Source organism: Stenotrophomonas koreensis, assembly GCF_001431525.1.
Taxonomy (GTDB): domain Bacteria; phylum Pseudomonadota; class Gammaproteobacteria; order Xanthomonadales; family Xanthomonadaceae; genus Stenotrophomonas; species Stenotrophomonas koreensis.
In genome coordinates this window covers 25,244-48,071 of sequence record NZ_LDJH01000016.1, presented here as the reverse complement: position 1 = coordinate 48,071, position 22,828 = coordinate 25,244, and the positions used below count along the sequence as shown (strand labels likewise).

Genomic DNA, 22,828 nt, shown 5'->3' with positions numbered 1-22,828 from the left:
TGGACACCGCCGCGGCGGTGGTCGGCGGTATCGCCGAGGGCTGCGTGCAGTCCGGCTGTGCGCTGATCGGCGGCGAGACGGCGGAAATGCCGGACATGTATGGCCCGGGCGAGTATGACCTGGCCGGTTTCACCGTGGCGGCGGTGGAGAAGTCCGAGCTGCTGGACGGCTCGGCCGTGGCCGAGGGCGACGTGCTGATCGGCATCGCCTCCTCCGGCCCGCATTCCAACGGCTACTCGCTGATCCGCAAGATCTACGAGCGCGCCGGCTCGCCGACCGATGTGGTACTGGAAGACGGCACCGCACTGGTCGATGCGCTGATGGCCCCGACCCGGCTGTACGTCAAGCCGGTGCTGTCGCTGCTGGCTTCCAACCGCAGCGACATCCACGGCATGGCCCACATCACCGGTGGCGGCCTGACCGAGAACATCATCCGCGTGGTTCCCGAGGGCCTGGGCCTGGCCATTGACGCGGCCAGCATCGTGCTGCCGCCGGTGTTTGCCTGGCTCAAGGACAACGGCAACGTCGCCGACGCCGAGATGTGGCGCACCTTCAACTGCGGCATTGGCTTCGTGCTGATCGTGCCGGAAGCGCGGGCCGCTGCGGTGGCTGCCGCCATCGACGCGCTGGGCCTGGCGCACCGCCAGATCGGCCGCGTCGTCGCCGACGCCGGCCAGGGTGAGCGCGTGCATATCGGGTGAAACACCCCGCGATGAGTGCTCCCAAGCGGCTGGCGTATGCAGCGGTACTGGCCGGGTTCGTGCTGAGCTGGCTGCAGCCGCTGTGGCCGCTGGAACAGGCCCTGCACAGCAGCCTGACGGTGCTCGGCCTGGCCCTGCTGTGGTGGGTGGACCGGCGCTGGCCACTGGGCAACGGCGCCTTTGTGCTGATCTGCGGCTTCATCGCCCTGCACTGCGTCGGCGCCCGCTGGCTGTATTCGGCCGTGCCCTACGAACAGTGGGCACAGCAGTGGCTGGAGTGGTCGCCCGGGGCCGCCTTCGGCTGGCAGCGCAACCATTTCGACCGCCTGATCCATCTGCTGTATGGCCTGTGCCTGACCCCGGCCCTGCTGCAGCTGGCGCGCCACGCCTGGCCTGCGCTGCGGCCCGGCCAGGCCTTCGCACTGGCGGTAATGGCGGTTATGTGTTCCAGCCTGGTCTATGAGTGGCTGGAATGGGGCATCGCCCTGCTGCTCTCGCCCGAAGCAGCCGAGGCCTACAACGGCCAGCAGGGCGATATCTGGGATGCCCACGCGGACATGGCCCTGGCCACGGCCGGCGCCCTGCTGCTTTGGCCACTGGCCAGGAAAATCAGTCAATGAATCAAGCCACGCGTATTGCCGTACTGGCCTCCGGGCGCGGCAGCAACCTGCAATGCCTGCTCGATGCGATTGCCCGCGGGCAACTGCCGGCGCAGATCGTCGGCGTCTTTTCCGACAAGCCCGATGCCCCGGCGCTGGAGAAAGTGCCGCCCCACCTGCGCTGGGCACGCTCGCCGAAGGACTTCGCCAACCGCGAGGCGTTCGATCTGGCCCTGGCCGAGGCGGTGAGTAGTTGCCAGCCGGACTGGGTGGTCTGCGCCGGTTACATGCGCATTCTCGGTGCCGGTTTTGTTGCCCGCTTCGACGGCCGCCTGATCAACATCCATCCGTCGCTGCTGCCCCTGCACAAGGGCCTGCACACCCATGCCCGCGCCATCGAGGCCGGGGATCGCGAACACGGCGCCAGTGTCCATTTCGTCGTGCCCGCACTGGATGCCGGCGCCGTACTGGCCCAGGCACGGGTACCGGTGCTGGCCGGGGACAGCGCCGACACCCTGGCCGCGCGGGTGCTGCAGGTCGAACACCCGCTGTTGCTGGCCAGTGTCCAGCTGCTGTGCAGCGGCCGGGTAACTGAACAGAAAGGGCAGATCCTGGTCGATGGTCACACCCTGTTTAAGCCGCTCACTCTAGATTCCGCCGGTCGGCTTGATGTGTGAAAAGCGCCGGCATTTTCCTTCTTCCTGCTGGCCATGACCCTGACCCGACTCCTGCTCATCGTGTGTTTGATCCTGCCGACGTGGCCTGCGCTGGCCGCTGCGGCCGCCGTCGAGCCGGCGCCGGATTGGCAGCCGATAACCAGCCTGACCCCGTTTGAAGGTACCTATCAGGCCTTCTACAAGGGCCGGCTGGCCGGTGATGCCACCCTGGCACTGGCCCGTGCCGGTGCCAACCGCTGGCAGGTGAGCCTGGAAGTGCGCGGCAAGCGCGGGTTTGCCGGCGTGCTGGGGCTGAACCTGCTGCAGACCACACTGTTCGAGCAGCACAACGGGCAATTGCGGCCGTTGACCCAGCACACCGAACGGCGCGGCCTGTTCCTGGGCAAGAAGGTCGAAGGCAGCTACGACTGGAACAACGGCACGGCGCAGTGGCGCGGGGATATCGACCGCCGCCGGCGCGCGCCGGTGGCCCTGCAGGCAGGCGATCTCAGCGCGCTGCTGATCAACCTGGCGATCATGCGCGATGCCGTTCCCGGGGCACAGATGCAGTACCGCTTTGCCGACCTGGGCCGCGTACGCCTGCACCAGTACCAGGCGGCAGCGCGCACCGAGATCACCGAAGTGGGCGAACTCAGCTACGACGCGTTGCGGGTCTGGCGCAGCAACAACAGCCCCGGTGATGCGATGGTGCTGTGGCTGGCCAATGGCGTCCCCACCCCGATCCGGATTGCCCAGCAGGAAGATGGCCAGGACACCATCGACCTGCAGCTGATCCAATACCAAGGAGAGTGAGCATGAACACCCTACGTCGCTTCATCCGCCCGCTTGCAGCACTGTTGCTGACTGCCGCCAGCCTGCCGGCACTGGCCATTGCACCGTTCAAGGCCGATTACCGCGCCAGCTACATGGGCCTGCAGGCCGATGGGGTGATGCAGCTGGAACGCCAGCAGGGCAACCGCTGGCGCTACAGCCTGCAGGTGCGCAACCAGATGGCCGACCTGCGCCAGAGCACGGTGTTTGACATCCACAACGGCCATTTGCGCCCACTGAGCAGCGAAGACAGTGCCAACCTGCTGATCAAGCGCCGCTCGATCCAGGCCGATTACGACTGGGCAGAGCGCCAGGCGGTGTGGCGTGGTGACCTGCGCGCCGACCGCCGCGGCCCGGTGGCCCTGCGCGAGGGCGACATGGATGCGCTGCTGATCAACCTGGCCATCGCCCGCGACCTGGCTGCCGGCAAGCCGCTGTCCTACCGCATGGTGGATGAGGGCCGCATCAAGCAGATGCGCTATACCATCGCCGGCAAGGAAACCCTGCAGCTGGATGGCCGCCAGGTCGAGGTGACCCGGGTTTCACGGGTGGATGGCAACAAGGAGCAGATCGCCTGGATCTCACCGGAGTATCCGGTGCCGCTGCGGCTGCTGCAGCGCAAGGACGGCCGCGACGAGCTGGACCTGACCGTCAAATCCGTTCACTGACAGGCGCTTGCCGCTGCCAGAAAAAAGCCCCCGCAATGCGGGGGCTTTTCATTGGCCGGTGCTCACGGCGCCGGCTGCAGCTGGGTACGGCAATCGACGCGGATGACCTCGTCATTGCGCGTCCAGACAAACCGCTGGCATTTGCGGCTGCCGTCTTCGGTATGTTCCACCCGCACCGCATGCACCGCCTGCCAGAGCTCGGCCCGGCTGGTCAGGCCATCGCCATCCCAGTCCATCTGCGCCTGCTTGACCCCGGCGGTGATGGCCATTCCGGTCCACCATGACCAGCCCAGCCAGGCCAGTACCAGCACCAGCAGGGCCAGCAAGGCCCGGCGACGCGGACTGAACGGAGCACGCCGGCGCATCAGGCCACTCGACGGATGTCAGCGCCCAGCCCACGGAGCTTTTCTTCGATGTTCTCGTAGCCCCGATCCAGGTGGTAGATGCGGTCGATCGAGGTCTCCCCCTGTGCCACCAGCCCGGCCAGGATCAGGCAGGCCGAGGCCCGCAGGTCGGTGGCCATCACCGGGGCCCCGGTCAGGCGCTCGACCCCGCGCACGATGGCGGTATGACCATCGACCTGGATGTCGGCCCCCAGCCGCTGCAGCTCATGCACATGCATGAAGCGGTTTTCGAAGATGGTTTCCTTGATCACGCCGACCCCTTCGGCCACGCAGTTCAGGGCCATGAACTGGGCCTGCATGTCGGTCGGGAAGGCCGGATGCGGTGCGGTGGTCAGGTTGACCGCATGTGGCCGGCGCCCGCCCATGTCCACAGTGATGCGGTCGTTGTCGACGCTGACTTCGGCACCGGCCTCGGTCAGCTTGGCCAGTACCGCTTCCATCGTGTCCGGGCGGGTGTTGCGCGCGGTGATCCGGCCACCGGTCATCGCCGCGGCCACCAGGAAGGTGCCTGCCTCGATCCGGTCCGGCAACACCGCATGGCGGCCGCCGTGCAGGCGCTCCACCCCATGGATGGTGATGCGCGCGCTGCCGGCGCCCTCGATCCGCGCGCCCAGGGCATTGAGGCAATCGGCCAGGTCCACCACCTCCGGCTCCATCGCGGCGTTCTCCAGCACCGTGGTGCCTTCGGCCAGCACGGCGGCGGCCATCACGTTCTCGGTGCCGGTCACGGTGACCATGTCAAAGGTATAGCGCCCGCCCTTGAGCCGGCCATCCACGCTGGCCTTGATGAAGCCGTTTTCGACCGTGATCTGCGCGCCCAGCGCCTGCAGGCCCTTGATGTGCTGCTCGACCGGACGCGAGCCGATGGCGCAGCCACCGGGCAGGGAAACCTCGGCGGCGCCAAACCGGGCCAGCAGCGGGCCAAGCACCAGGATCGAGGCACGCATGGTGCGCACCAGTTCGTACGGGGCGACGACCTGGTCCACGCTGCGCGGGTCAACCACGATCGCACTGCCGCGCGACAGGGTGCCCTGGTCGATGGCGACCTTGGCCCCGAGCTCGCTGAGCAGCTTGAGCGTGGTCACCACATCATGCAGGTGCGGCACGTTGGTGATTTCCACCGGCGCATCGGCCAGCAGGGTGGCGCACAGGATCGGCAGCACGGCATTCTTGGCGCCGGAAATGGTGACCTCGCCGTTGAGCGGGGCACCACCGTTAACAATGATTTTGGGCATGCGCGTATCGGTCGCAGATAGGGGGAGGACGCTTCAGCGCGCCTGGTCCGGGGTCAGGGTGGTCAAGGCCAGGGCATGGATTTCACGCCCCATCAGCTCGCCGAGGGTGGCATACACCATGCGGTGCCGCGCCAGCGGCAGCTTGCCGGCAAACGCAGCGCTGACCACCGTGGCTTCAAAGTGCACACCGTCATCGCCCTGGACCTGGACATGGGCATCCGGCAGGCCGGCCTGAATCAGATTGGCGATGGTTTCGGCGTCCACACGGCTTTCCTAATAAAATGGCCGTCCATTCTACTCTCCGGCCGCCGTCTCCATGACCGTCCCGTCCCTGAATCACCCCAGTTCCGTCGCGCCGTCGCTGGTGGACAGCGGGCAACGCGTGTTTGCCATCGAGCAAGCAGCCCTGGCGGCAGTCGCGGCCCGGCTCGGGCAGGACTTTACCCAGGCCTGCAACCACATCCTGGCCGCCTCCGGCCGGGTGGTCACCCTGGGCATGGGCAAGAGCGGGCACGTCGCGCGCAAGATCGCCGCCACCCTGGCCTCGACCGGCACGCCCTCCTTCTTCGTCCACCCCGGTGAAGCCGGACACGGCGATCTGGGCATGATCACCGAGGGCGATGTCGTGCTGGCGCTGTCCTATTCGGGGGAGTCCGACGAAATCCTGATGCTGCTGCCGATCCTCAAGCGCCAGGGCAACATCCTGATCGCAATGACCGGCCGTGCGCAGTCCAGCCTGGCCCAGGCCGCCGAGGTGCACCTGGATATCAGCGTGCCCGAGGAAGCCTGCCCGCTGCACCTGGCACCGACCTCCAGCACCACCGCCTCGATGGCGATGGGCGATGCGCTGGCGGTCGCACTGCTGGAAGCGCGTGGCTTCACCGCCGATGACTTTGCCCGTTCGCACCCGGCCGGCAGCCTGGGCCGCCGCCTGCTGCTGCACATCACCGATGTCATGCACAGCGGCGAGGAACTGCCGCAGGTGGATGTCCAGGCCAGCCTGAGCCAGGCGCTGATGGAAATGAGCCGCAAGCGGCTGGGCATGACCTGCGTGGTCGATGCCGACGGCCGCCTGGCCGGCCTGTTCACCGACGGCGACCTGCGCCGCGCGCTGGACAGTGACCTGGATGTGCGTACCGCGCGGATTGCCGAGGTGATGACGCTCAACCCGCGTACGATCGGCGCCGATCGTCTGGCGGTGGAAGCGGCACGCCTGATGGAGACCCACAAGATCAACGGCTTGATCGTGGTCGATGGCGACAACCGCCCGGTCGGCGCGTTGAATATTCATGACCTGTTGCGCGCACGCGTGGTTTAACCGCCCAATGCCCCATTCATCCCGATCCACCGCGCTGATGCCCTTCGACCCGCTGCACTCGCTGACGCCGGCGCTGATCCAGCGCGCCCGACGCATCCGCATGGCCTGCTTCGATGTCGATGGCACGCTGACCGACGGCCGGCTGTATTACGACCACCAGGGCAACGAGAGCAAGGCCTATTTCGTCCAGGACGGGCTGGGCCTGAAGCTGCTCCAGCGCCATGGCATCGTTGCGGTGATCATTACCGCGCGCAACAGCGCATCGGCGGCAAAACGCGGAGCGGACCTGAAAATCGAAACCCACACCGGCGTGCGTGACAAGCTGGCCCTGCTGCAGCAGCTGTGCCAGCGCGAAGGCATCGCCCTGGACCAGGTTGCCTTCATCGGCGACGACCTGCCCGACATCACCTGCCTGCGCGCGGCGGGGCTGTCGGTGGCTCCTGCCGATGCCCACCCGTGGGTGGCGCAGACGGTGCATTGGCAGACCGAAGCCTGCGGTGGCCGCGGCGCGGCGCGCCAGCTGTGTGATGTCCTGCTGGCCGCGGGCGGCCACCTGGAGGCGGTACTGGCCGGAGAGCAGCCATGAACAAGCGCACGCTGGTGGTCGGTGCACTGCTGCTGGCCACCCTGTGGTCAGGCTGGCAGGCCTGGAACAACCGTCAGTCCCCCCAGGCCGCGCCAGCCGCGGCCGGTGCGGACTACATCCTGCATGACTTCGAGATCATCGCGCTGGATGCACAGGGCAAGGAATCGCTCACCCTGCGCGCACCGCAGCTGGCACGCAGCAGCAAGGATGAAACCCTGGACATCAGCAAGCCACTGTTCCTGCTGCCGGACAACGCCGGCAAGCACTGGCAGCTGGCCGCTGCCACCGGCTGGGTCAGTGCCGATGGCGAGCAGATGATCCTGCGCGGCGGGGTCAAGGGCGACAGCCCCACCGATCCGGCCATTGTGCCCACCACCTTCCGCAGCGATACGCTGACCATCTATCCCCGCCGCAACCTCGCCCAGACCGAGGATGTGGTGGAAATGACCCAACCCGGGCTGAGCCAGCGTGGGGTCGGCATGCAGCTGGACACCGCCACACGTAATCTCCGCCTCCTTTCACAGGTCAAGACCCGCTATGAACCTTCCGCTGCCCGCTAAGCTTGGGTTGATCGCCCTGCTGCTGCCTGGCCTTGCGCTGGCCCGTTCCTCCGACCGCAACCAGCCGATGAATCTGGACTCAGACCGCTACGACTGCAACCTGGCCGATGAGAATGGCCGTTGCCGCTTCAGTGGCAGCGTGGTGATCGAACAGGGCACCCTGCACATCACCGCCGAGACTGCCGATGTCTATCGCAGCAACGGACAGCCGAGCCGGGTGGTGCTGAGCGGGAGCCAGGTCAAGCTGCGCCAACAGATGGATGACGGCACGCCAATGGCCGCCACCGCCGACTCCATGGACTACAACATCACCAGCGAGACCATCGTGCTCAGCGGCAACTACACGGTGGAGAGCCCGCGCGGCACCAACTCCGGCCAGCGCATGACCTACAACCTGGCCACCGGCAACATGAACAGCGGTGGCGACGGCAGCCGCGTGCGCACCGTACTGCAACCCAAGCAACGCAGCGCGCCGGAGGCCAAGTAATGCTGCGTGCCCATGGCCTGGCCAAGAGCTACAAGCAGCGCGAAGTGGTGCGCTCATTCGAGCTGCAGCTCGATGCCGGCGAAGTGGTCGGCCTGCTCGGCCCCAACGGCGCCGGCAAGACCACCTGCTTCTACATGATCGTCGGCCTGGTGGCCGCTGATGCAGGACGCATCGAGCTGGACGGCCGTGACATCACCAACGAGCCGATGTACGAGCGCGCCAAGCTCGGCGTCGGTTACCTGCCGCAGGAGCCGTCGGTGTTCCGCAAGCTCAGCGTGGCCGACAACATCGCCCTGGTGCTGGAACTGCGCCCGGACCTGGACGAGGCCGGCCGGCGCAATGAACTGGGCGCGCTGCTGGAAGAACTGCAGATCACCCATGTCGCCGACCAGCTCGGCGCCAGCCTGTCCGGCGGTGAACGGCGCCGGGTCGAAATCGCCCGCGCGCTGGCCGCCAAGCCGCGCCTGATCCTGCTCGATGAACCTTTTGCCGGGGTCGATCCGATCTCGGTGGGCGACATCCAGCGCATCGTCACCCACCTGAAAAACCGCGGCATCGGCGTGTTGATCACCGACCACAATGTGCGCGAGACCTTGGGAATCTGCGACCGCGCCTATATCCTCGCTGAAGGCGGCGTGCTGGCCCAGGGCACCCCGGCGCAGATTCTGGACAACCCGGACGTACGCCGGGTGTATCTGGGCGACACTTTCAAGCTGTAAACCTGCGGCCGACGTGGCGCGATGCATGGGGAGGCGATGAAAACCCGGCTCAACACCACCTTAAGCCAGCAGCTGGCGCTGACCCCGCAATTGCAGCAGGCCCTGCGCCTGTTGCAGATGTCGGCGACGGAACTGGAGCAGGAGGTCGCCCAGGCGGTGGCCAGCAACCCATTGCTGGAATGGGCCGAGGAGGCGCCGCCGCGCAGCAGCGAACCGGGGCCCGACAGTGCCGCCCCGGCCCCGGCCCCGGCCAGCCCGTCCGGCGAAGACACCGGCAACGATGCCGGCAGCAATGACTGGATGCCCGACCAGGGGCCCTGGGCGATCGGCAGTACCCATGATGATGAACGTGAACCGCCGGCCCTGCGTCTTGCCGGCGAGGGCCAGGACCTGACCGAGCACCTGCGCTGGCAGCTGCACCTGCTCAACCTGAGCCAGCGCGACCGCAGCATCGGCCTGGCCCTGATCGATGCCATCGATGGCGATGGCTACCTGCGTGAACCGCTGGAGGCACTGGCGCAGGCACTGCAACCGGAACTGACGGTCAGCTGCGAGGAAATCCTCGCGGTACTGCGCCATATCCAGGGCATGGAACCCACCGGCGTCGGCGCGCGCGACCTCGGCGAATGCCTTGCCCTGCAGCTGCAACTGCTGCCTGCCGATACCGAGGGCCGCGCGCTGGCCCTGCAGATCGCGCAGACCGCGCTGGCACGGCTGCCACGCGCCGGCATCGACGGTCTGGCGCGCGAACTGCGCCAGCCGGTGGAGGCGGTGGCCAGCGCGGTGAGCCTGTTGCGCCGGATGGAACCACGGCCTGGCCGCCACGTCGGCCAGGAAGATCCCGGCAGCTGGGTGCTGCCGGACGTGGTGATCTGGCGCCAGCGTGGACGCTGGCAGGCTGCCCTGGCCGGCCACAGTGGCCCGCCGGTGGTGATCCACCGTGGCTATGAGCAGATGCTGGGACATTGCAGCAGCAGCGATGCCAGCTACCTGCGCAGTCATCTGCAGCAGGCCCGTTGGCTGATCCGCGGCCTGCAGCAACGTGGCCAGACCCTGCTGCGCATCACCCGCCAGCTGCTGGTGCACCAGGCCGCCTACCTGGAATACGGCGAGCAGGCGCTGCGCCCGCTGACCCTGCGCGAAATGGCCAGTGAGCTGGAACTGCACGAATCCACCATCTCGCGTGCGATCGCCGGCAAGTACGTGCGCACCCCGCGCGGCACGGTGGCGCTGCGGGATTTCTTCAGCGCGGCGGTGGAAACCGGCAATGGCGAAGAGACTGCCAGCAGCGCCATCCAGGCCAGCCTGCGGCAACTGATCGAGGCAGAAAACCCGCGCAAACCGCTGTCGGATGCAAAGCTGACCGATCTGCTCAAACAATCCGGGGTAACAGTAGCGCGGCGCACCGTTGCCAAGTATCGTGAAGCCATGAACATCCCGCCGTCGCACGAGCGTGTACGCATCGGCTGACACCCCGGGCAACAGCGGCAGGTTCATGCGTCCATCCGAGTCAAACAGGAGGCAAGTGATGCATATCGAAACCTATGGCCAGCAGCTGGAAATCACCCCGGCCCTGCGTGAGTATGTGGAAACCAAGTTCCAGCGTCTGGCCCGCCACTTCGGCCACCACTGCGAAGTGCGCACGCAACTTTCGATCGACAGGCTGGAACACCAGGCCGTGGCCACCGTCAACCTGCCCGGACGCACCCTGCACGCCGATGCCAGCGCTTCGACCATGTACGCGGCCATCGACCTGCTGGCCGACAAGCTGGACCGCCTGCTGCTCAAGCACAAGGAAAAGAGCCAGAGCCACGACGGCACCAGCCTGCGTGACGTCCAGGAGTAAGGCTCCCCGCGCCGGTTGCTGATTCAGGACCGACACCTCGCCACCGGTCGCCTGTGTCTGACTGCAGGCGACCATCGCAACGATTGCTCCGGCCCGAATGAATACCCGTATTACCGCCCAGGAACTGTTCGAGCAGCAGAAAGAGAAACTTGCCCTGCGCTGGCTGGCCGGACACACCGGCGGGCAGCGTGACCTGGAGGCCGGCAATACCGTTTCCCGGCGCCCGTCACTGGCCGGCTACCTCAATGCGATCTATCCCAACAAGGTCCAGATCCTCGGCAGCGAGGAACTGGAATGGCTCGACTCGCTGGACCCGCGGCTGCGCTGGGAAACCATCGAAAAGATCATGCAGGCGCGCCCACTGGCGCTGGTGATCACCAAAAACCACAGCTGCCCGGAAGACCTGCGCGCGGCGGCGGACGAATCGGCCACCCCGCTGTGGGTCTCGCCGCGTCGTGGGCATGAACTGCTCAACCATATTTCCTACCACTTGGCACGAACGCTGGCCCCGCGCATCACCCTGCACGGGGTATTCATGGAGATCTACTCCATCGGCGTGCTGATCACCGGTGAGGCCGGCTCGGGCAAGAGTGAACTGGCGCTGGAGCTGCTCAGCCGTGGCCATCGGCTGGTCGCCGATGATGCCCCTGAATTCACCCAGATCGCACCGGATGTCCTGGATGGCACCTGCCCGGAGCTGCTGCAGGACCTGCTGGAAGTACGCGGCCTGGGCGTACTCAACATCCGCGACATGTTCGGTGACACGGCTGTAAAGAAGAACAAGTATCTTCGCCTGATCGTGCACCTGACCAAGCCAATGACCGAGCCCACGCCGCATGGTTATGAACGCCTGACCGGCGATTCGGGCAAGCGTCATGTCCTGGACCTGGACGTGCCCCTGATCACCCTGCCGGTGATGCCCGGGCGCAACCTGGCCGTACTCACCGAGGCGGCCACCCGCCTGCATATCCTGCGCACCAAGGGGATTGACCCGGCAGCCATGTTCATTGCCCGCCACAGCAACTTACTGGAGCAGCGCAGCTCATGAGTCCCCGGGTTTCTTTGATCATCGTCAGCGGCCTGTCCGGTTCGGGCAAGACCATTGCGCTGAAGACCTTCGAAGATCTTGACTACTACTGCAGCGACAACCTTCCCATTGGCCTGCTGCCGCAATTCGTGCGCAGCGTGCTGGGCAACCAGCCGGCCGAGGCTCCGGCACGCATCGCCATCGGGATTGATGCCCGCGCCGGCAATACGCCCGAACAACTGCTCAGCTGGCGGCGCGAGGCCATCGACAACGGGTTGGACGTGCAGTTGCTGTTTTTCGAGGCCGACCGCGACACCTTGCTGTCGCGCTACGCCGACACCCGCCGCCGCCATCCCCTCAGCCAGCTTGGGCTGTCACTGCCTGAAGCGATCGAGCACGAGCGCCAGCTCACCCTGCCATTGCGCGAGCATGCCGATGCGGTGATTGATACCACCGGCATGAATGTGCACCAGCTGCGGCGCAAACTGATCACCGAATTTGCGCTGGCCGCGCACGGCAAGGTTTCGCTGCTGTTTGAATCCTTCGCCTACAAGCGCGGGGTGCCGACCGAAGCCGATTTCGTCTTTGATGCCCGGGTATTGCCCAACCCGCACTGGGACCCGGACCTGCGGATGATGACCGGGCGCGATGCGCCGGTACGCGATTACCTGGACCAGCAGGAAGATGTGGCGCTGTACGCCGCACAGATCACCACCCTGCTCGATACCTGGCTGCCGCGGCTGCGCCACGAAACCCGCAGTTACGTCACCATCGCCTTCGGCTGCACCGGCGGCAAGCATCGCTCGGTGTACATGGCCGAACGCCTGGCCCGGCACGCACGCGAACAGGGCTGGAGTGATGTGGCCACGTTCCATCGTGAACAGCAGTAGCCAGGCCTTGCAACCGCACCGATCGGACCCATCTGGGTATAGGCGTTGATCACCGTGACCTGATAAGGTCTGAGCATGCGTTGTGGAATTCTGCTGGTAACCCATCCCGGCCTCGGCAATGCGCTGTTGCAGGTTGTCCGTCAGCTGTTGGGACCGGCGCCGCTGCCACTGCACTGCCGCTGCCTGGAGGTGGATTACCACGGAGATCCGCTGGCTGCCCTGCCCGTCGCGCTGGATGCCCTGGATGCACTGGACAGCGGTGGCGGAGTGTTGCTGCTGACCGACCTCTACGGCGCCTCTCCCAGCAACCTGGCCTGCCGGCTGCAGAGCCTGCACCAGCACTGTCGCCGGGTTTCCGGGTTGAACCTGCCGATGCTGATGCGCGTGATGAATTACCCCCACCTGGCGCTGGATGAGCTGACCCGGATAGCCGCCGACGCACCCACCTATGGAGCCATAGTCGACAATGCTTGAGCGTGAGCTGATCGTATCCAACAAGCTGGGCCTGCACGCCCGCGCCACCGCCAAGCTGGTCCAGACCCTTTCCGGCTTCGCCGCCAATGCCACGCTGGTGGCCAAGGGGCGCGAGGTCAACGCCAAGAGCATCATGGGCGTGATGCTGCTGGCCGCCGGCCAGGGCACACCGGTCACCGTACGGGTGGACGGCGCGGACGAGGCCCAGGCACTGGCCGCGGTGGTCGAGCTGTTTGAACGCAATTTTGACGAGGCGTAATGAGTAGCCAGGACGGGCTGCCTGCTGGTCTACGCCACTGCCGGGTCCTGGACTGATGGCCGGCGGGCACCGGCTGGCCGGCATGGGTGCCTCGCGCGGTGCCGCACTGGGGCGTGCGCGGGTGCGCCAGCCGCTGTTGCCGGAAACCGGCCGCGAGCGCATCGCTGCCAGCCGGGTCGAGGATGAGATCACCCGGCTGCACGTGGCGGTGGACAGCGCGCGCCAGGAAATGGCGCTGCTGCGCCAGCGCCTGCACGGGGCGATGCCGGCCGAAGTCGGTGAATTCCTCGACCTGCATACCTTGCTGCTGGATGATCCAGAGCTGCTGGCCGCGCTGGACGAACTGATCCGCAGCCAACGCTACAGCGCCAGTTGTGCGCTGGGAGTGCAACGGCAGCGGCTGGCCGCGCTGTTCGAGCAGATGGAGGATGACTATCTGCGCAGCCGGATTGATGACCTGGACCATGTCATCGGCCGCCTGCTGCAACTGCTCAACCCACAGCAACGCCCAAGCGCCGGCGTTGCCGGGGAAATCCTGATCTGCGAATCCATTGCCCCGGCCGAACTGGTGCAACTGCCGGCCAGTGGCGTGGTCGGCGTGGTCACCACCGGTGGCAGCCTGCTCTCGCACAGCGCCATCCTTGCCCGCTCGCTGCACCTGCCGCTGGTGGTGGGCGCCCACCAGGCGCTGCAGAAACTGCACAGCGGGCAACTGCTGATCATCGATGGCGACAGTGGCCAGATCACCCCCGACCCGGATGCCGAGCAGCTGCGCCAATACCGCCTGCGGGTGCGCGAGCTGGCCCGCGAACGGCGCGAACTGCAGCGCCTGCGCAGCAAGCCCAGCCGTACCCTGGATGGTTGTGACATCCGGCTGCTGCTCAATGCCGAAAGCAGCGAGGACTTTACCCAGGTCCACCGCCTGGGGGCGGCCGGGCTGGGCCTGTACCGCACCGAGTTCCTGTTCCTGCAGGGCAGCAGCCTGCCTGACGAACAGACCCAGTTCGAGCATTACCGCAATGCCGTGCTGGCGATGGCCGGGCGCCCGGCCACGTTCCGCAGCATGGACCTGGGCGCGGACAAGGCCGACCGTGCCGGGCTGGCGCCGACGCATGAAGAAAACCCGGCACTGGGCGTGCGCGGCATCCGCCTGTCGCTGGCCAACCCACAGGTATTTGATACCCAGTTGCGCGCGATCCTGCGTGCTTCCGGTTACGGTCCGGTGCGGCTGTTGCTGCCGATGGTCAGTGGCCGCGAGGAAGTGCTGGCGGTGCGCCGACGCCTGCGCTTGATCCAACGCCAGCTGCGGGACAGCGGCCACGCCGTCTCCGAACAGGTGGCGCTGGGCGCGATGATCGAGGTGCCTTCGGCGGCGCTGGCGGTGCATGGCTTCATCGATCTGATCGATTTCCTGTCGGTAGGCACCAATGACCTGGTCCAGTACCTGCTGGCCGCCGACCGCAACAACCCGAACGTTTCGGCTTACTACAACCCGCTGCATCCAGCCCTGCTGCAGCTGCTGGCACAGTTGCTGGACACCGGTGCGCAGGCGCAGATTCCGGTCAGCGTGTGCGGTGAAATCGCCGGGGATGCGCGCCTGACCCCGTTGTTGCTGGCGCTGGGCCTGCGTGAGTTCAGCCTGCATCCGAACACCCTGCTGGAAGTGCGCCAGAGCATCCGCCAGTGCGACCTGGACAAGCTCACCGCCGCACGCCCGGCCCTGCTGCGCGCACGTGACCGCCGCGGCATTGAACGCTGGTTGCGCGCACACACGCCGGCCAGCCACTGAACCCAGCCAGGGCTGGGCAGGCTGCGCCAGCCGGAGGATAATGCCGGCAGCAAGTCCTGTACCGATGCCGCAGCCTGATCCCTGTCGGCCCACGATCCACTCCGGGAACCGCGCATGGCCGAAGCTGTACGCCACGACAAAACCGCACGCCAGCTGCGAATGCTTTCCGATGCCCTGGACAGCGGTCGCCTTGGTCCGGTCCGTCGTCTCATCAATACCCTGGCCCCGGCCGAGATCGGCAACCTGCTCGAATCCCTGCCGCCGGGCAAGCGCGAGGTGGTCTGGGGCCTGGTCGACGCCGAAGATGATGGCGAGGTGCTGCTGCATGTCGGCGACGAGGTGCGCGAGAGCCTGCTGGCCGAGATGGACCCGGACGAAATTGTCGCCGCGGTCGAAGACCTGGACATCGACGACCTGGCCGACTTGGTCGAGGACCTGCCCGATACGGTCATCGATGAAGTGCTCAAGTCGATGGACCGCGAGAACCGCGAGCGTCTGGAGCAGGTGCTGTCCTATGCCGAGGACACCGCCGGCCGCCTGATGAACCCGGACGTGGTCACCGTGCGCGCCGATGTCAATGTCGATGTGGTGCTGCGCTACCTGCGCCTGCGCGGCGAACTGCCCGACCACACCGATCATCTGTTCGTGGTCAGCCGCCGCCACCAGTACCTGGGCCGGGTATCGCTGGCCTCGCTGGTGACCCACGAGGACACCACCGCGATCAACCGCCTGATCGACGATGAGCAGCCGGCCATCGACGTCAACGAGAGCGCCGAGGAAGTGGCACGGCAGTTCTCCGACCATGACTGGGTCTCGGCACCGGTGGTGGATGAGAACAACATCCTGCTCGGCCGCATCACCATCGATGACGTGGTCGACATCATCCGTTCGCAAGCCGAGCACCAGGCGCTGGGCGCGGCCGGCCTGGACGAGGAGGAAGACCTGTTCTCGCCGATCAAGCGCGCGGTGCGTGGCCGGATTGTCTGGCTGGGCATCAACCTGGCCACCGCGTTCCTGGCCGCCACGGTGATCGGCCAGTTCGAGGTGACCCTGGAAAAGGTGGTGGCCCTGGCCATCCTGATGCCGATCGTGGCCGGCATCGGTGGCAATGCCGCGGTGCAGGTGCTGACCCTGATGGTGCGTGGTCTGGCCCTGGGCCAGGTCGGCTCCAGCAATGCGCGCATCCTGTTGTGGAAGGAGCTGCGGGTTGCACTGATCAATGGTGTCCTGATCGGCGGCATCGTCGGCCTGATTGCCTGGGCCTGGTTCGGCAGTGCCCTGCTGATGCTGGTGATTGCCCTGGCGCTGATCATCAACTTCTGTGCCGCGGCGCTGGCCGGGGTGCTGCTGCCACTGCTGCTCAAACGGATGAATGTCGATCCGGCCGTCGCCGGCACCGTGGTGGTCACCGCGGTGACCGATGTGATCGGCTTTTTCTCCTTCCTCGGCCTGGCCACCGCCATCTTGCTGCAGTAACGACGATGACCCGGATGATCGACAACTACTTCAGCGCCTGGCGTGACCAGCGCCAGGCCTGCCCGGCCTGCGAATGGGAAGGCGACAGCGTGGGCATGAGCCTGGAGCCGCACCGCGAGCAGAGCGAATACAGCTGCCCGCAATGCGAGTGCCTGCTGCTGGTGGTCAGCCACCCGGACCTGGCGCAGGTCCAGGCCGCCGCCGCTGCCGGGCATGCCGAGGCCATTGAACAGCTTGCCCTGCTGGAAGCATTCGCCAGCCGCGGGCACTGACACCCTCCGCCCGGCAATGACAAAGGCGCCTGTCGGCGCCTTTGTACTGTGTGCGCAGCAGCGGCTTCCCGCTCAGCCCAGCAGGGCCTGCAACGCGGCCATGCGTACGGCCACGCCGTTGGCTACCTGGCGAAGGATCCAGGATTGGGACCCATCGGCGACCTCGTCGGTGACCTCCACCCCGCGGTTGATCGGGCCCGGATGCATCACGATGGCGCCGGAGGCGGCCCGGCGCAGGCGCTCGGCAGTCAGCCCCCAGCGCGCGTGGTAGGCCTCCAGCGACGGCACCAGGCCCTCGCTCATGCGCTCGTGCTGCAGACGCAGCATCATCAGCACATCGACCCCGTCGAGCATCGCATCGAAGTCATCGCCCACGGTGCAGCCGGCCAGTACCGGGTCATCGGCCCCGGGCAGCAGGTTGGCCGGACCACAGACGCGGATTTCTCCGGCCCCGAGGGCGCGCAGCGCGTGCAGATCGGTACGCGCCACCCGCGAGTGCTTCACATCGCCGACGATCATTACCTTGAGCGCGGAAAAATCCGCGCCCTTGGCCTGGCGGATGGTCAGCATGTCCAGCAGGCCCTGGGTCGGGTGGCCGGAACGGCCATCACCGGCATTGAGCAGGCAGGTGCCGGGCTGGACCACGCCGGCCAGGCGCGCCACCGCGCCGTCGTCGGGGTGGCGGATGACGAAGCCGCGCACGCCCATCGCTTCCAGGTTGCGCAGGGTGTCGGTATCGGTCTCGCCCTTCTTGGCCGAGGAGGTGGAGGCATCGAAGGACATCACATCGGCCCCCAGACGCTGGGCGGCCAGGGTGAAGGAGGAGCGGGTACGGGTGGACGGCTCGAAGAACAGCGTGCACACGGCCGTACCGGCCAGGGCCTGACGACCGTCCTGCGCGCGCCCGATGGCGCTGTCGTGGCAGGCCTGGGCCTTTTCCAGCAGATCCTCCAGAACGGGACGGGGCATCCCCTCCAGGGTGAGCAGGTGACGAAGGCGGCCGTTTGAATCCAATTGCTGGGCAGTCATGTTGGGACGTGGGGAGCCAGGGAAACCGGGGTGGCATCGCCGGGGGCATCGAGCCAGCGCTCGATGATCACCGCCGCGGCGACCGCGTCGAGGCTGGCCGCATCGCGCCGGCGCTTGTGCCCGGCGGCGCGCTGCTGCGCGAAACGACGGGCCGCCTCGATGGAGGAAGAACGTTCATCCACCAGCACCACCGGCAACGCATAGCGGGCCAGCAGCTGGCGTGCAAAGGCGTGGGCACGCTTGCGGTTGGGCTGGTCCTCGCCTTCCAGGGTCAGCGGGTCACCGACCACCAGGCCCTGTGGCCGCCATTCGGCGAGCAACCGGTCCAGCGCCGCCCAGTCAATCCCGGCGGCGGGGATTTCCACCACCGCAATGGCACGCGCCGACAGTGCAAACGCCGAGCCGATGGCCACCCCGATGCGGCGTGAGCCGACATCAAACCCCAGAACCGTGGCATCGGCGGCGATCGTGCCCATGGTTTTCAGGCCCTGCCGCTGTAGTCGGTCAGGTGGGTCATGTCCACGCCAAGCAGGTTGGCCGCGCCATGCCAGCGCTGGGCCAAGGGCAGATCGAACAGGATCGAGCTGGCCGCCGGCACGGTCAGCCAGCTGTTCTCGGCCAGCTCGGCCTCCAGCTGACCCGGCCCCCAGCCGGCACAGCCCAGCGCCACCACCACATTGCGCGGGCCATTGCCCTGGGCCATCGCCTGCAGGATGTCGCGCGAGGTGGTCAGGTACAGGCCATCGGCCACGGTCAGGCTCGAGCCCCAATCGCGCGCGTCATCGTGGATGACAAAACCACGTTCGCTGTGCACCGGGCCACCATTGAGCACCGGCACCGCCTGCAGCGCAGGGTCATCACTGTCGATGCCGATTTGGGCAAAGACCTCGCCCAGGGTGTACTCCGAAGGCTGGTTGACCAGCACCGCCATCGCCCCTTGCGCATCATGCTGGCAGATCAGCGCCACGCCACGGGCGAAGGGCTCCTGCTGCAGCGAGGGGGCTGCGACCAGGAGATGGTTGGCCAGATGGAGCGAAGAAGCAGACATGGGTTCATTCTATCGTCTTGCGATGGCTTTCGGCCGTACCCAGGGGCGGCAGACTCATGTCCAGTTATTGTCAGATTGCTCCCGGCCATGCCCTGCATGGCCCCTACCATGACCACGAATATGGCTTTGTCCAGCACCAGGAGCCGGTGCTGTTTGAACGGCTGGTGCTGGAAATCAACCAGGCCGGCTTGAGCTGGCAGACCATTCTGGCCAAGCGTGCGCACTTCCAGCGTGCCTATGACGGCTTTGATGTCGATCGCGTGGCCGCTTACGGGCCGGCCCAGGTGCAGCGGCTGCTGGGCGATCCGGGCATCATCCGCAACCGGCTCAAGATCGCCGCCGCCATCCACAACGCCCAAGTGATTCAGCAACTGCGCCTGAGCCACGGTGGTTTCCACGCCTGGCTGCAGCACCACCACCCGCTGGACAAGCCGGCGTGGGTCGCGCTGTTCCGGAAAACCTTCCGCTTTACCGGCGGGGAGATCACCGGCGAATTCCTGATGAGCCTGGGCTGGCTGCCGGGGGCGCATGTGCCGGAATGCCCACAGTACGCACGCAGCATTGCCGCCGGTGCTCCCTGGGCGCAGACGCTCAGCAGCGCCCGTGATAACGCCCGGGACGATGGTTGAAGCCGAGCACGATACCGATCAGCACCGCGCCGATCACCGAGTAGGCCACGTTGCTGGCCGGAAGCACCAGCAAGGCCACTGCCATCAGCAGCAGGTCGTAGACCAGCTGGAACACGCCGGCATTCCAGCCACGCGACTGCTGCAGGTAGATCGCCAGGATGCCGATCCCGCCCAGTGACGCGCGGTGACGGATAAAGAACAAGATCCCCAGGCCGGTCAGGCAGCCGCCGATCACCGCCGACATCAGCGCGCTGTCACCACTGAAGGTGATGTCGATCCATTGCGGCAGCAGGTCGGTCAGCGCCCCGCAGGCGGCAACGGCAAGAAAGGTCTTCAGGGTGAATTCCCAGCCCATGCGGCGGATCGAAAGCCAGTAGAAAGGCAGGTTGCCGAGCACGAACACCAGCGAAAACGGCCAGTCGAACTGGTAGTGCAGCAACAGCGACAGCCCGGCCATGCCGCCGACCAGCAGGTTGTCATGGGCCAGGATCGCCAGGCCCATCGAACTGACCAGGGTCGCCAGCAGCAGGCCCTGGAGGTCATCGATCACGCCATGACCGCTGCCAGGCACCTGCACACGGGAGATCGGAGTCGAAGCAACGGCCGGATCGGCGGCCGGAGGAACGGACGCGGGCATGCCAGCAGGATCGTACGCGGGGGGATGGGTATTAGACACAATTGCAACCAATTTTGCTGCACTCGCACATTAACACCTGGCGCCGCCCGCCGCCCTCATCGACGGCTGCCTTTATTCCCGGTGCCACCAGCGAATGCCCTGCCCTGCACTGGCGTGGCGGCCTTCGCCCCAGGAGCGGCGCAAACCGCGCAAGCTCATGCCCTGCGCGGGCTTGCAGACGGCGGTGCCGCTGCGATGGCGCCGCTGCGATGCGGTGAACTGTCCCGCCGGCAGCGATGACCCGGCGCTGGCCACCCCCTGGTACCACACGCCGGCCGGCCGCTCACTGCCACAACAAAAACGGCGCCGGGCAGGACCCGACGCCGGTAAACACATCGAAATGAGCCGGCCGATCTGGGCAAGCGGCCAGGGCCGCAAGCCAGCGGACAATCGGCGCCGTCAGCGCAGCTCGGCGATCTCCACCCCGTCCATGCCCTGGGCCAGGGTCTTGGCATCGCCGCCCTGGGACAGCTTGATGCGCAGGCGCACCTCGTTCTGCGAGTCGGCAAAGCGCAGCGCGTCGTCGTAGCTGATCTCGCCGGCCTGGTACAGCTCGAACAGGCTCTGGTCGAAGGTCTTCATGCCCAGCTGGACCGATTCCTTCATCACTTCCTTGAGCTTGTGGATTTCACCGTCGCGGATGTAGTCCTGCACCAACGGGGTGCCGAGCAGGATTTCCATCGCCGCCTTGCGCCCCTTGCCGTCGGGGGTGGGAACCAACTGCTGGGCGACCACGCCCTTCAGGTTCAGCGACAGATCCATCAGCAGCTGGTTGCGGCGGTCTTCCGGGAAGAAGTTGATCATGCGGTCCATCGCCTGGTTGGCGTTGTTGGCATGCAGGGTGCACAGCACCAGGTGGCCGGTTTCGGCAAAGGCGATGGCGTGGTCCATGCCCTCGCGGGTGCGCACCTCGCCGATCATGATCACGTCCGGGGCCTGGCGCAGGGTGTTCTTCAGTGCCGCCTCCCAGCTGTCGGTATCGATGCCGACCTCGCGCTGGGTGATGATGCAGCCGGCGTGCTTGTGCACGAATTCGATCGGGTCCTCGATGGTGATGATGTGCCCGGAAGAATTCTGGTTGCGGTAGCCGATCATCGCCGCCAGCGTGGTCGATTTACCGGTACCGGTGGCACCGACCAGCAGGATGATGCCGCGCTTGGTCATCGCCAGCGATTTGATCACCGGCGGCAGGTTGAGCTCTTCCACGGTCGGGATGCGCGTTTCAATCCGGCGCAGCACCATGCCCACCTGGTTGCGCTGGTAGAAGCAGCTGACACGGAAGCGCCCCACCCCGGCCACGCCGATGGCGAAGTTGCATTCGTGGGTCTTTTCAAACTCCTCGCGCTGCTTGGGGTTCATCACGTTGAGCACCAGGTCACGGCTTTGCTGGGCCGTGAGCGGGGTCTGGGTGATCGGGCTGATCTTGCCGTGCACCTTCATTGCCGGCGGCATGCCGGCGGTGATGAACAGGTCCGACGCCTTCTGGTGCGCCATCAGCTTGAGAAAGGAAGTGAAGTCGAGGCTGCTCATGGGCTACTCCGGCAAGTGACTGCAATAACGGCGCTGCCAACCAGGTGCCTGCACCGCCAGGTGCAGGCCCTGCCTGGCTCATTCAAAGATGCGCTTGTCCTTGGCGTACTCGCGGGCCTGGTTGCGGGTGATCAGGCTGCGCTTGACCAGGTCCTGCAGGTTCTGGTCCAGGGTCTGCATGCCCATCGCCTGGCCGGTCTGGATCGCCGAGTACATCTGCGCGACCTTGTCCTCGCGGATCAGGTTCCGGATGGCCGGGGTGGCCACCATGATCTCGTGCGAGGCAATCCGGCCGCCGCCAACCTTCTTCAGCAGCGCCTGCGAGATCACCGCGCGCAGAGATTCGGACAGCATCGAGCGCACCATCGGCTTTTCGCCGGCCGGGAACACGTCGATGATGCGGTCGATGGTCTTGGCCGCCGAGCTGGTATGCAGGGTGCCGAACACCAGGTGGCCGGTTTCGGCGGCGGTCAGCGCCAAGCGGATGGTTTCCAGGTCACGCAACTCGCCGACCAGGATGATGTCCGGGTCCTCGCGCAGGGCCGAGCGCAGCGCCTCGTTGAAACCGTGGGTATCACGGTGCACTTCGCGCTGGTTGATCAGGCACTTCTGCGGGGTGTGCACGAATTCGATCGGGTCCTCGACGGTGAGGATGTGGCCGTATTCGTTCTTGTTGATGTGGTCGATCATCGCCGCCAGCGTGGTCGACTTGCCCGAGCCGGTCGGGCCGGTGACCAGGATCAGGCCCTGCGGCTGCTCGATCAGCTCACGGAAGATCGGCGGGCAGGCCAGGTCTTCCAGGGTCAGCACCTCGGAGGGAATGGTACGGAACACCGCACCGGCGCCGCGGTTCTGGTTGAACGCATTGACACGGAAGCGCGCCAGCGAGGGAATCTCGAAGGAGAAGTCGACCTCGAGGAATTCCTCGTAATCACGGCGCTGCTTGTCGCTCATGATGTCGTAGACCAGCGCGTGCACCTGCTTGTGGTCCAGCGCCGGGATGTTGATGCGACGGACATCACCATCCACGCGGATCATCGGCGGCAGGCCTGCAGACAGGTGCAGGTCGGATGCTTTGTTCTTTACCGAGAACGCCAGGAGTTCGGCGATATCCATGTG

General features: G+C 66.3%; 29 protein-coding genes. 20 read left to right on the top strand and 9 right to left on the bottom strand.

Annotated features, from left to right (window positions below):
• The 5 genes from purM to ABB25_RS10040 form a co-directional block, all read left to right on the top strand.
• A partial coding sequence (gene purM / locus ABB25_RS10060) for a phosphoribosylformylglycinamidine cyclo-ligase (protein ID WP_057666402.1) occupies nt 1–701 on the top strand: 701 nt, incomplete at its 5' end.
• A gap of 11 nt (nt 702–712) precedes the next feature.
• Complete coding sequence (locus tag ABB25_RS10055; RefSeq protein WP_057666401.1) at nt 713–1,321, top strand: DUF2238 domain-containing protein; 609 nt, start codon at nt 713–715, stop codon at nt 1,319–1,321.
• A complete protein-coding gene (gene purN, locus ABB25_RS10050; protein ID WP_057666398.1) occupies nt 1,318–1,977 on the top strand; it encodes a phosphoribosylglycinamide formyltransferase in 660 nt (219 codons plus the stop codon). The genes ABB25_RS10055 and purN overlap by 4 nt, the downstream gene beginning before the upstream one ends.
• 33 nt (nt 1,978–2,010) lie before the next feature.
• Complete coding sequence (locus ABB25_RS10045) at nt 2,011–2,769, top strand: DUF3108 domain-containing protein (protein ID WP_057666397.1); 759 nt, start codon at nt 2,011–2,013, stop codon at nt 2,767–2,769.
• 2 nt (nt 2,770–2,771) lie between these two features.
• Nucleotides 2,772–3,455, top strand: coding sequence for a DUF3108 domain-containing protein (locus tag ABB25_RS10040; protein ID WP_057666395.1), 684 nt, complete (start codon nt 2,772–2,774; stop codon nt 3,453–3,455).
• Between the two features lie 62 nt (nt 3,456–3,517).
• Here ABB25_RS10040 and ABB25_RS10035 read toward each other — a convergent pair whose 3' ends face one another.
• Genes ABB25_RS10035 through ABB25_RS10025 form a run of 3 tightly spaced genes read right to left on the bottom strand, consistent with a single transcriptional unit; the run spans nt 3,518 to nt 5,358 of the window.
• Nucleotides 3,518–3,820 carry a hypothetical protein gene (locus ABB25_RS10035; protein WP_057666393.1) on the bottom strand — a complete coding sequence of 101 codons (303 nt, stop codon included), beginning with the start codon at nt 3,818–3,820 and terminating at the stop codon, nt 3,518–3,520.
• Entirely contained in the window at nt 3,820–5,094 is a 1,275-nt protein-coding gene (gene murA, locus ABB25_RS10030; protein ID WP_057666391.1) for a UDP-N-acetylglucosamine 1-carboxyvinyltransferase, read from the bottom strand. The genes ABB25_RS10035 and murA overlap by 1 nt, the downstream gene beginning before the upstream one ends.
• A 33-nt stretch (nt 5,095–5,127) precedes the next feature.
• The gene (locus tag ABB25_RS10025; protein WP_057666388.1) at nt 5,128–5,358 is read right to left on the bottom strand and encodes a BolA family protein; all 231 of its coding nucleotides are present in this window, start codon (nt 5,356–5,358) and stop codon (nt 5,128–5,130) included.
• Between the two features lie 52 nt (nt 5,359–5,410).
• Here ABB25_RS10025 and ABB25_RS10020 point away from each other — a divergent pair, with 52 nt between their 5' ends.
• The 14 genes from ABB25_RS10020 to ABB25_RS09955 all read left to right on the top strand — a co-directional run bounded on the left by ABB25_RS10020 (nt 5,411) and on the right by ABB25_RS09955 (nt 16,797).
• Nucleotides 5,411–6,412, top strand: a complete 1,002-nt coding sequence (locus tag ABB25_RS10020) for a KpsF/GutQ family sugar-phosphate isomerase (protein ID WP_057666386.1) — start codon at nt 5,411–5,413, stop codon at nt 6,410–6,412.
• A gap of 37 nt (nt 6,413–6,449) precedes the next feature.
• On the top strand, nt 6,450–6,998 hold the full coding sequence (locus ABB25_RS10015; RefSeq protein ID WP_057666384.1) for a KdsC family phosphatase: 549 nt from the start codon (nt 6,450–6,452) through the stop codon (nt 6,996–6,998).
• A complete protein-coding gene (gene lptC / locus ABB25_RS10010; protein WP_057666382.1) occupies nt 6,995–7,558 on the top strand; it encodes an LPS export ABC transporter periplasmic protein LptC in 564 nt (187 codons plus the stop codon). Before ABB25_RS10015 ends, lptC begins: the two co-directional genes overlap by 4 nt.
• Nucleotides 7,536–8,045, top strand: coding sequence for a lipopolysaccharide transport periplasmic protein LptA (lptA, locus tag ABB25_RS10005; RefSeq protein WP_057666380.1), 510 nt, complete (start codon nt 7,536–7,538; stop codon nt 8,043–8,045). The genes lptC and lptA overlap by 23 nt, the downstream gene beginning before the upstream one ends.
• Nucleotides 8,045–8,764 carry an LPS export ABC transporter ATP-binding protein gene (gene lptB / locus ABB25_RS10000; protein ID WP_057666378.1) on the top strand — a complete coding sequence of 240 codons (720 nt, stop codon included), beginning with the start codon at nt 8,045–8,047 and terminating at the stop codon, nt 8,762–8,764. Before lptA ends, lptB begins: the two co-directional genes overlap by 1 nt.
• A gap of 36 nt (nt 8,765–8,800) precedes the next feature.
• Complete coding sequence (locus ABB25_RS09995; RefSeq protein WP_057666410.1) at nt 8,801–10,234, top strand: RNA polymerase factor sigma-54; 1,434 nt, start codon at nt 8,801–8,803, stop codon at nt 10,232–10,234.
• Nucleotides 10,235–10,292: 58 nt separating this feature from the next.
• Entirely contained in the window at nt 10,293–10,610 is a 318-nt protein-coding gene (gene hpf / locus ABB25_RS09990) for a ribosome hibernation-promoting factor, HPF/YfiA family (RefSeq protein WP_057666376.1), read from the top strand.
• Nucleotides 10,611–10,707: 97 nt separating this feature from the next.
• Nucleotides 10,708–11,658, top strand: coding sequence for an HPr(Ser) kinase/phosphatase (hprK, locus tag ABB25_RS09985; RefSeq protein ID WP_057666374.1), 951 nt, complete (start codon nt 10,708–10,710; stop codon nt 11,656–11,658).
• A complete protein-coding gene (rapZ, locus tag ABB25_RS09980) occupies nt 11,655–12,527 on the top strand; it encodes an RNase adapter RapZ (RefSeq protein ID WP_057666373.1) in 873 nt (290 codons plus the stop codon). The genes hprK and rapZ overlap by 4 nt, the downstream gene beginning before the upstream one ends.
• Before the next feature lie 75 nt (nt 12,528–12,602).
• A complete protein-coding gene (locus ABB25_RS09975; RefSeq protein ID WP_057666371.1) occupies nt 12,603–13,001 on the top strand; it encodes a PTS sugar transporter subunit IIA in 399 nt (132 codons plus the stop codon).
• On the top strand, nt 12,994–13,260 hold the full coding sequence (locus ABB25_RS09970; protein WP_057666369.1) for an HPr family phosphocarrier protein: 267 nt from the start codon (nt 12,994–12,996) through the stop codon (nt 13,258–13,260). Before ABB25_RS09975 ends, ABB25_RS09970 begins: the two co-directional genes overlap by 8 nt.
• 55 nt (nt 13,261–13,315) lie before the next feature.
• Nucleotides 13,316–15,049, top strand: a complete 1,734-nt coding sequence (gene ptsP, locus ABB25_RS09965) for a phosphoenolpyruvate--protein phosphotransferase (protein WP_057666366.1) — start codon at nt 13,316–13,318, stop codon at nt 15,047–15,049.
• Between the two features lie 114 nt (nt 15,050–15,163).
• Entirely contained in the window at nt 15,164–16,525 is a 1,362-nt protein-coding gene (gene mgtE / locus ABB25_RS09960) for a magnesium transporter (protein ID WP_057666365.1), read from the top strand.
• A 5-nt stretch (nt 16,526–16,530) separates the two neighbouring features.
• Nucleotides 16,531–16,797, top strand: coding sequence for a hypothetical protein (locus ABB25_RS09955; RefSeq protein ID WP_057666363.1), 267 nt, complete (start codon nt 16,531–16,533; stop codon nt 16,795–16,797).
• Nucleotides 16,798–16,869: 72 nt separating this feature from the next.
• Here the strand turns inward: ABB25_RS09955 and ABB25_RS09950 are convergent, their stop codons facing one another.
• Genes ABB25_RS09950 through ABB25_RS09940 form a run of 3 tightly spaced genes read right to left on the bottom strand, consistent with a single transcriptional unit; the run spans nt 16,870 to nt 18,874 of the window.
• On the bottom strand, nt 16,870–17,826 hold the full coding sequence (locus tag ABB25_RS09950; RefSeq protein WP_057666361.1) for an aspartate carbamoyltransferase catalytic subunit: 957 nt from the start codon (nt 17,824–17,826) through the stop codon (nt 16,870–16,872).
• Nucleotides 17,823–18,302 carry a Holliday junction resolvase RuvX gene (gene ruvX, locus ABB25_RS09945; protein WP_057666359.1) on the bottom strand — a complete coding sequence of 160 codons (480 nt, stop codon included), beginning with the start codon at nt 18,300–18,302 and terminating at the stop codon, nt 17,823–17,825. The genes ABB25_RS09950 and ruvX overlap by 4 nt, the downstream gene beginning before the upstream one ends.
• A 5-nt stretch (nt 18,303–18,307) precedes the next feature.
• Entirely contained in the window at nt 18,308–18,874 is a 567-nt protein-coding gene (locus ABB25_RS09940; RefSeq protein ID WP_057666357.1) for a YqgE/AlgH family protein, read from the bottom strand.
• Nucleotides 18,875–18,930: 56 nt separating this feature from the next.
• Between ABB25_RS09940 and ABB25_RS09935 the strand changes: the two genes are divergently transcribed.
• Nucleotides 18,931–19,503, top strand: coding sequence for a DNA-3-methyladenine glycosylase I (locus ABB25_RS09935; protein WP_057666354.1), 573 nt, complete (start codon nt 18,931–18,933; stop codon nt 19,501–19,503).
• Here ABB25_RS09935 and ABB25_RS09930 read toward each other — a convergent pair.
• The 3 genes from ABB25_RS09930 to ABB25_RS09920 all read right to left on the bottom strand — a co-directional run bounded on the left by ABB25_RS09930 (nt 19,466) and on the right by ABB25_RS09920 (nt 22,825).
• Nucleotides 19,466–20,140 carry a YitT family protein gene (locus tag ABB25_RS09930; RefSeq protein WP_083488238.1) on the bottom strand — a complete coding sequence of 225 codons (675 nt, stop codon included), beginning with the start codon at nt 20,138–20,140 and terminating at the stop codon, nt 19,466–19,468. The genes ABB25_RS09935 and ABB25_RS09930 overlap by 38 nt on opposite strands.
• A 438-nt stretch (nt 20,141–20,578) precedes the next feature.
• The gene (locus ABB25_RS09925) at nt 20,579–21,709 is read right to left on the bottom strand and encodes a PilT/PilU family type 4a pilus ATPase (RefSeq protein WP_057666351.1); all 1,131 of its coding nucleotides are present in this window, start codon (nt 21,707–21,709) and stop codon (nt 20,579–20,581) included.
• A gap of 78 nt (nt 21,710–21,787) precedes the next feature.
• The gene (locus ABB25_RS09920) at nt 21,788–22,825 is read right to left on the bottom strand and encodes a type IV pilus twitching motility protein PilT (protein WP_057666350.1); all 1,038 of its coding nucleotides are present in this window, start codon (nt 22,823–22,825) and stop codon (nt 21,788–21,790) included.
• Nucleotides 22,826–22,828: the final 3 nt, after the last annotated feature.

What these genes read in the sequence shown, in the direction of transcription:
- hprK (WP_057666374.1), top strand. Translation starts at nt 10,708, where the DNA reads ATGAATACCCGTATTACCGCCCAGGAACTGTTCGAGCAGCAGAAAGAG.
- ABB25_RS09995 (WP_057666410.1), top strand. Translation starts at nt 8,801, where the DNA reads ATGAAAACCCGGCTCAACACCACCTTAAGCCAGCAGCTGGCGCTGACC.
- ABB25_RS10035 (WP_057666393.1), bottom strand. Translation starts at nt 3,820, where the DNA reads ATGCGCCGGCGTGCTCCGTTCAGTCCGCGTCGCCGGGCCTTGCTGGCC.
- lptB (WP_057666378.1), top strand. Translation starts at nt 8,045, where the DNA reads ATGCTGCGTGCCCATGGCCTGGCCAAGAGCTACAAGCAGCGCGAAGTG.
- ABB25_RS09950 (WP_057666361.1), bottom strand. Translation starts at nt 17,826, where the DNA reads ATGACTGCCCAGCAATTGGATTCAAACGGCCGCCTTCGTCACCTGCTC.
- ABB25_RS10045 (WP_057666397.1), top strand. Translation starts at nt 2,011, where the DNA reads ATGACCCTGACCCGACTCCTGCTCATCGTGTGTTTGATCCTGCCGACG.
- purN (WP_057666398.1), top strand. Translation starts at nt 1,318, where the DNA reads ATGAATCAAGCCACGCGTATTGCCGTACTGGCCTCCGGGCGCGGCAGC.
- ABB25_RS10020 (WP_057666386.1), top strand. Translation starts at nt 5,411, where the DNA reads ATGACCGTCCCGTCCCTGAATCACCCCAGTTCCGTCGCGCCGTCGCTG.
- ABB25_RS09930 (WP_083488238.1), bottom strand. Translation starts at nt 20,140, where the DNA reads ATGCCCGCGTCCGTTCCTCCGGCCGCCGATCCGGCCGTTGCTTCGACT.
- ptsP (WP_057666366.1), top strand. Translation starts at nt 13,316, where the DNA reads ATGGCCGGCGGGCACCGGCTGGCCGGCATGGGTGCCTCGCGCGGTGCC.
- ABB25_RS09935 (WP_057666354.1), top strand. Translation starts at nt 18,931, where the DNA reads ATGTCCAGTTATTGTCAGATTGCTCCCGGCCATGCCCTGCATGGCCCC.
- ABB25_RS10055 (WP_057666401.1), top strand. Translation starts at nt 713, where the DNA reads ATGAGTGCTCCCAAGCGGCTGGCGTATGCAGCGGTACTGGCCGGGTTC.
- ABB25_RS09940 (WP_057666357.1), bottom strand. Translation starts at nt 18,874, where the DNA reads ATGTCTGCTTCTTCGCTCCATCTGGCCAACCATCTCCTGGTCGCAGCC.
- ABB25_RS10040 (WP_057666395.1), top strand. Translation starts at nt 2,772, where the DNA reads ATGAACACCCTACGTCGCTTCATCCGCCCGCTTGCAGCACTGTTGCTG.
- lptA (WP_057666380.1), top strand. Translation starts at nt 7,536, where the DNA reads ATGAACCTTCCGCTGCCCGCTAAGCTTGGGTTGATCGCCCTGCTGCTG.
- hpf (WP_057666376.1), top strand. Translation starts at nt 10,293, where the DNA reads ATGCATATCGAAACCTATGGCCAGCAGCTGGAAATCACCCCGGCCCTG.
- ABB25_RS10015 (WP_057666384.1), top strand. Translation starts at nt 6,450, where the DNA reads ATGCCCTTCGACCCGCTGCACTCGCTGACGCCGGCGCTGATCCAGCGC.
- rapZ (WP_057666373.1), top strand. Translation starts at nt 11,655, where the DNA reads ATGAGTCCCCGGGTTTCTTTGATCATCGTCAGCGGCCTGTCCGGTTCG.
- murA (WP_057666391.1), bottom strand. Translation starts at nt 5,094, where the DNA reads ATGCCCAAAATCATTGTTAACGGTGGTGCCCCGCTCAACGGCGAGGTC.
- ABB25_RS09920 (WP_057666350.1), bottom strand. Translation starts at nt 22,825, where the DNA reads ATGGATATCGCCGAACTCCTGGCGTTCTCGGTAAAGAACAAAGCATCC.
- ruvX (WP_057666359.1), bottom strand. Translation starts at nt 18,302, where the DNA reads ATGGGCACGATCGCCGCCGATGCCACGGTTCTGGGGTTTGATGTCGGC.
- ABB25_RS09970 (WP_057666369.1), top strand. Translation starts at nt 12,994, where the DNA reads ATGCTTGAGCGTGAGCTGATCGTATCCAACAAGCTGGGCCTGCACGCC.
- lptC (WP_057666382.1), top strand. Translation starts at nt 6,995, where the DNA reads ATGAACAAGCGCACGCTGGTGGTCGGTGCACTGCTGCTGGCCACCCTG.
- mgtE (WP_057666365.1), top strand. Translation starts at nt 15,164, where the DNA reads ATGGCCGAAGCTGTACGCCACGACAAAACCGCACGCCAGCTGCGAATG.
- ABB25_RS09955 (WP_057666363.1), top strand. Translation starts at nt 16,531, where the DNA reads ATGACCCGGATGATCGACAACTACTTCAGCGCCTGGCGTGACCAGCGC.
- ABB25_RS09975 (WP_057666371.1), top strand. Translation starts at nt 12,603, where the DNA reads ATGCGTTGTGGAATTCTGCTGGTAACCCATCCCGGCCTCGGCAATGCG.
- ABB25_RS09925 (WP_057666351.1), bottom strand. Translation starts at nt 21,709, where the DNA reads ATGAGCAGCCTCGACTTCACTTCCTTTCTCAAGCTGATGGCGCACCAG.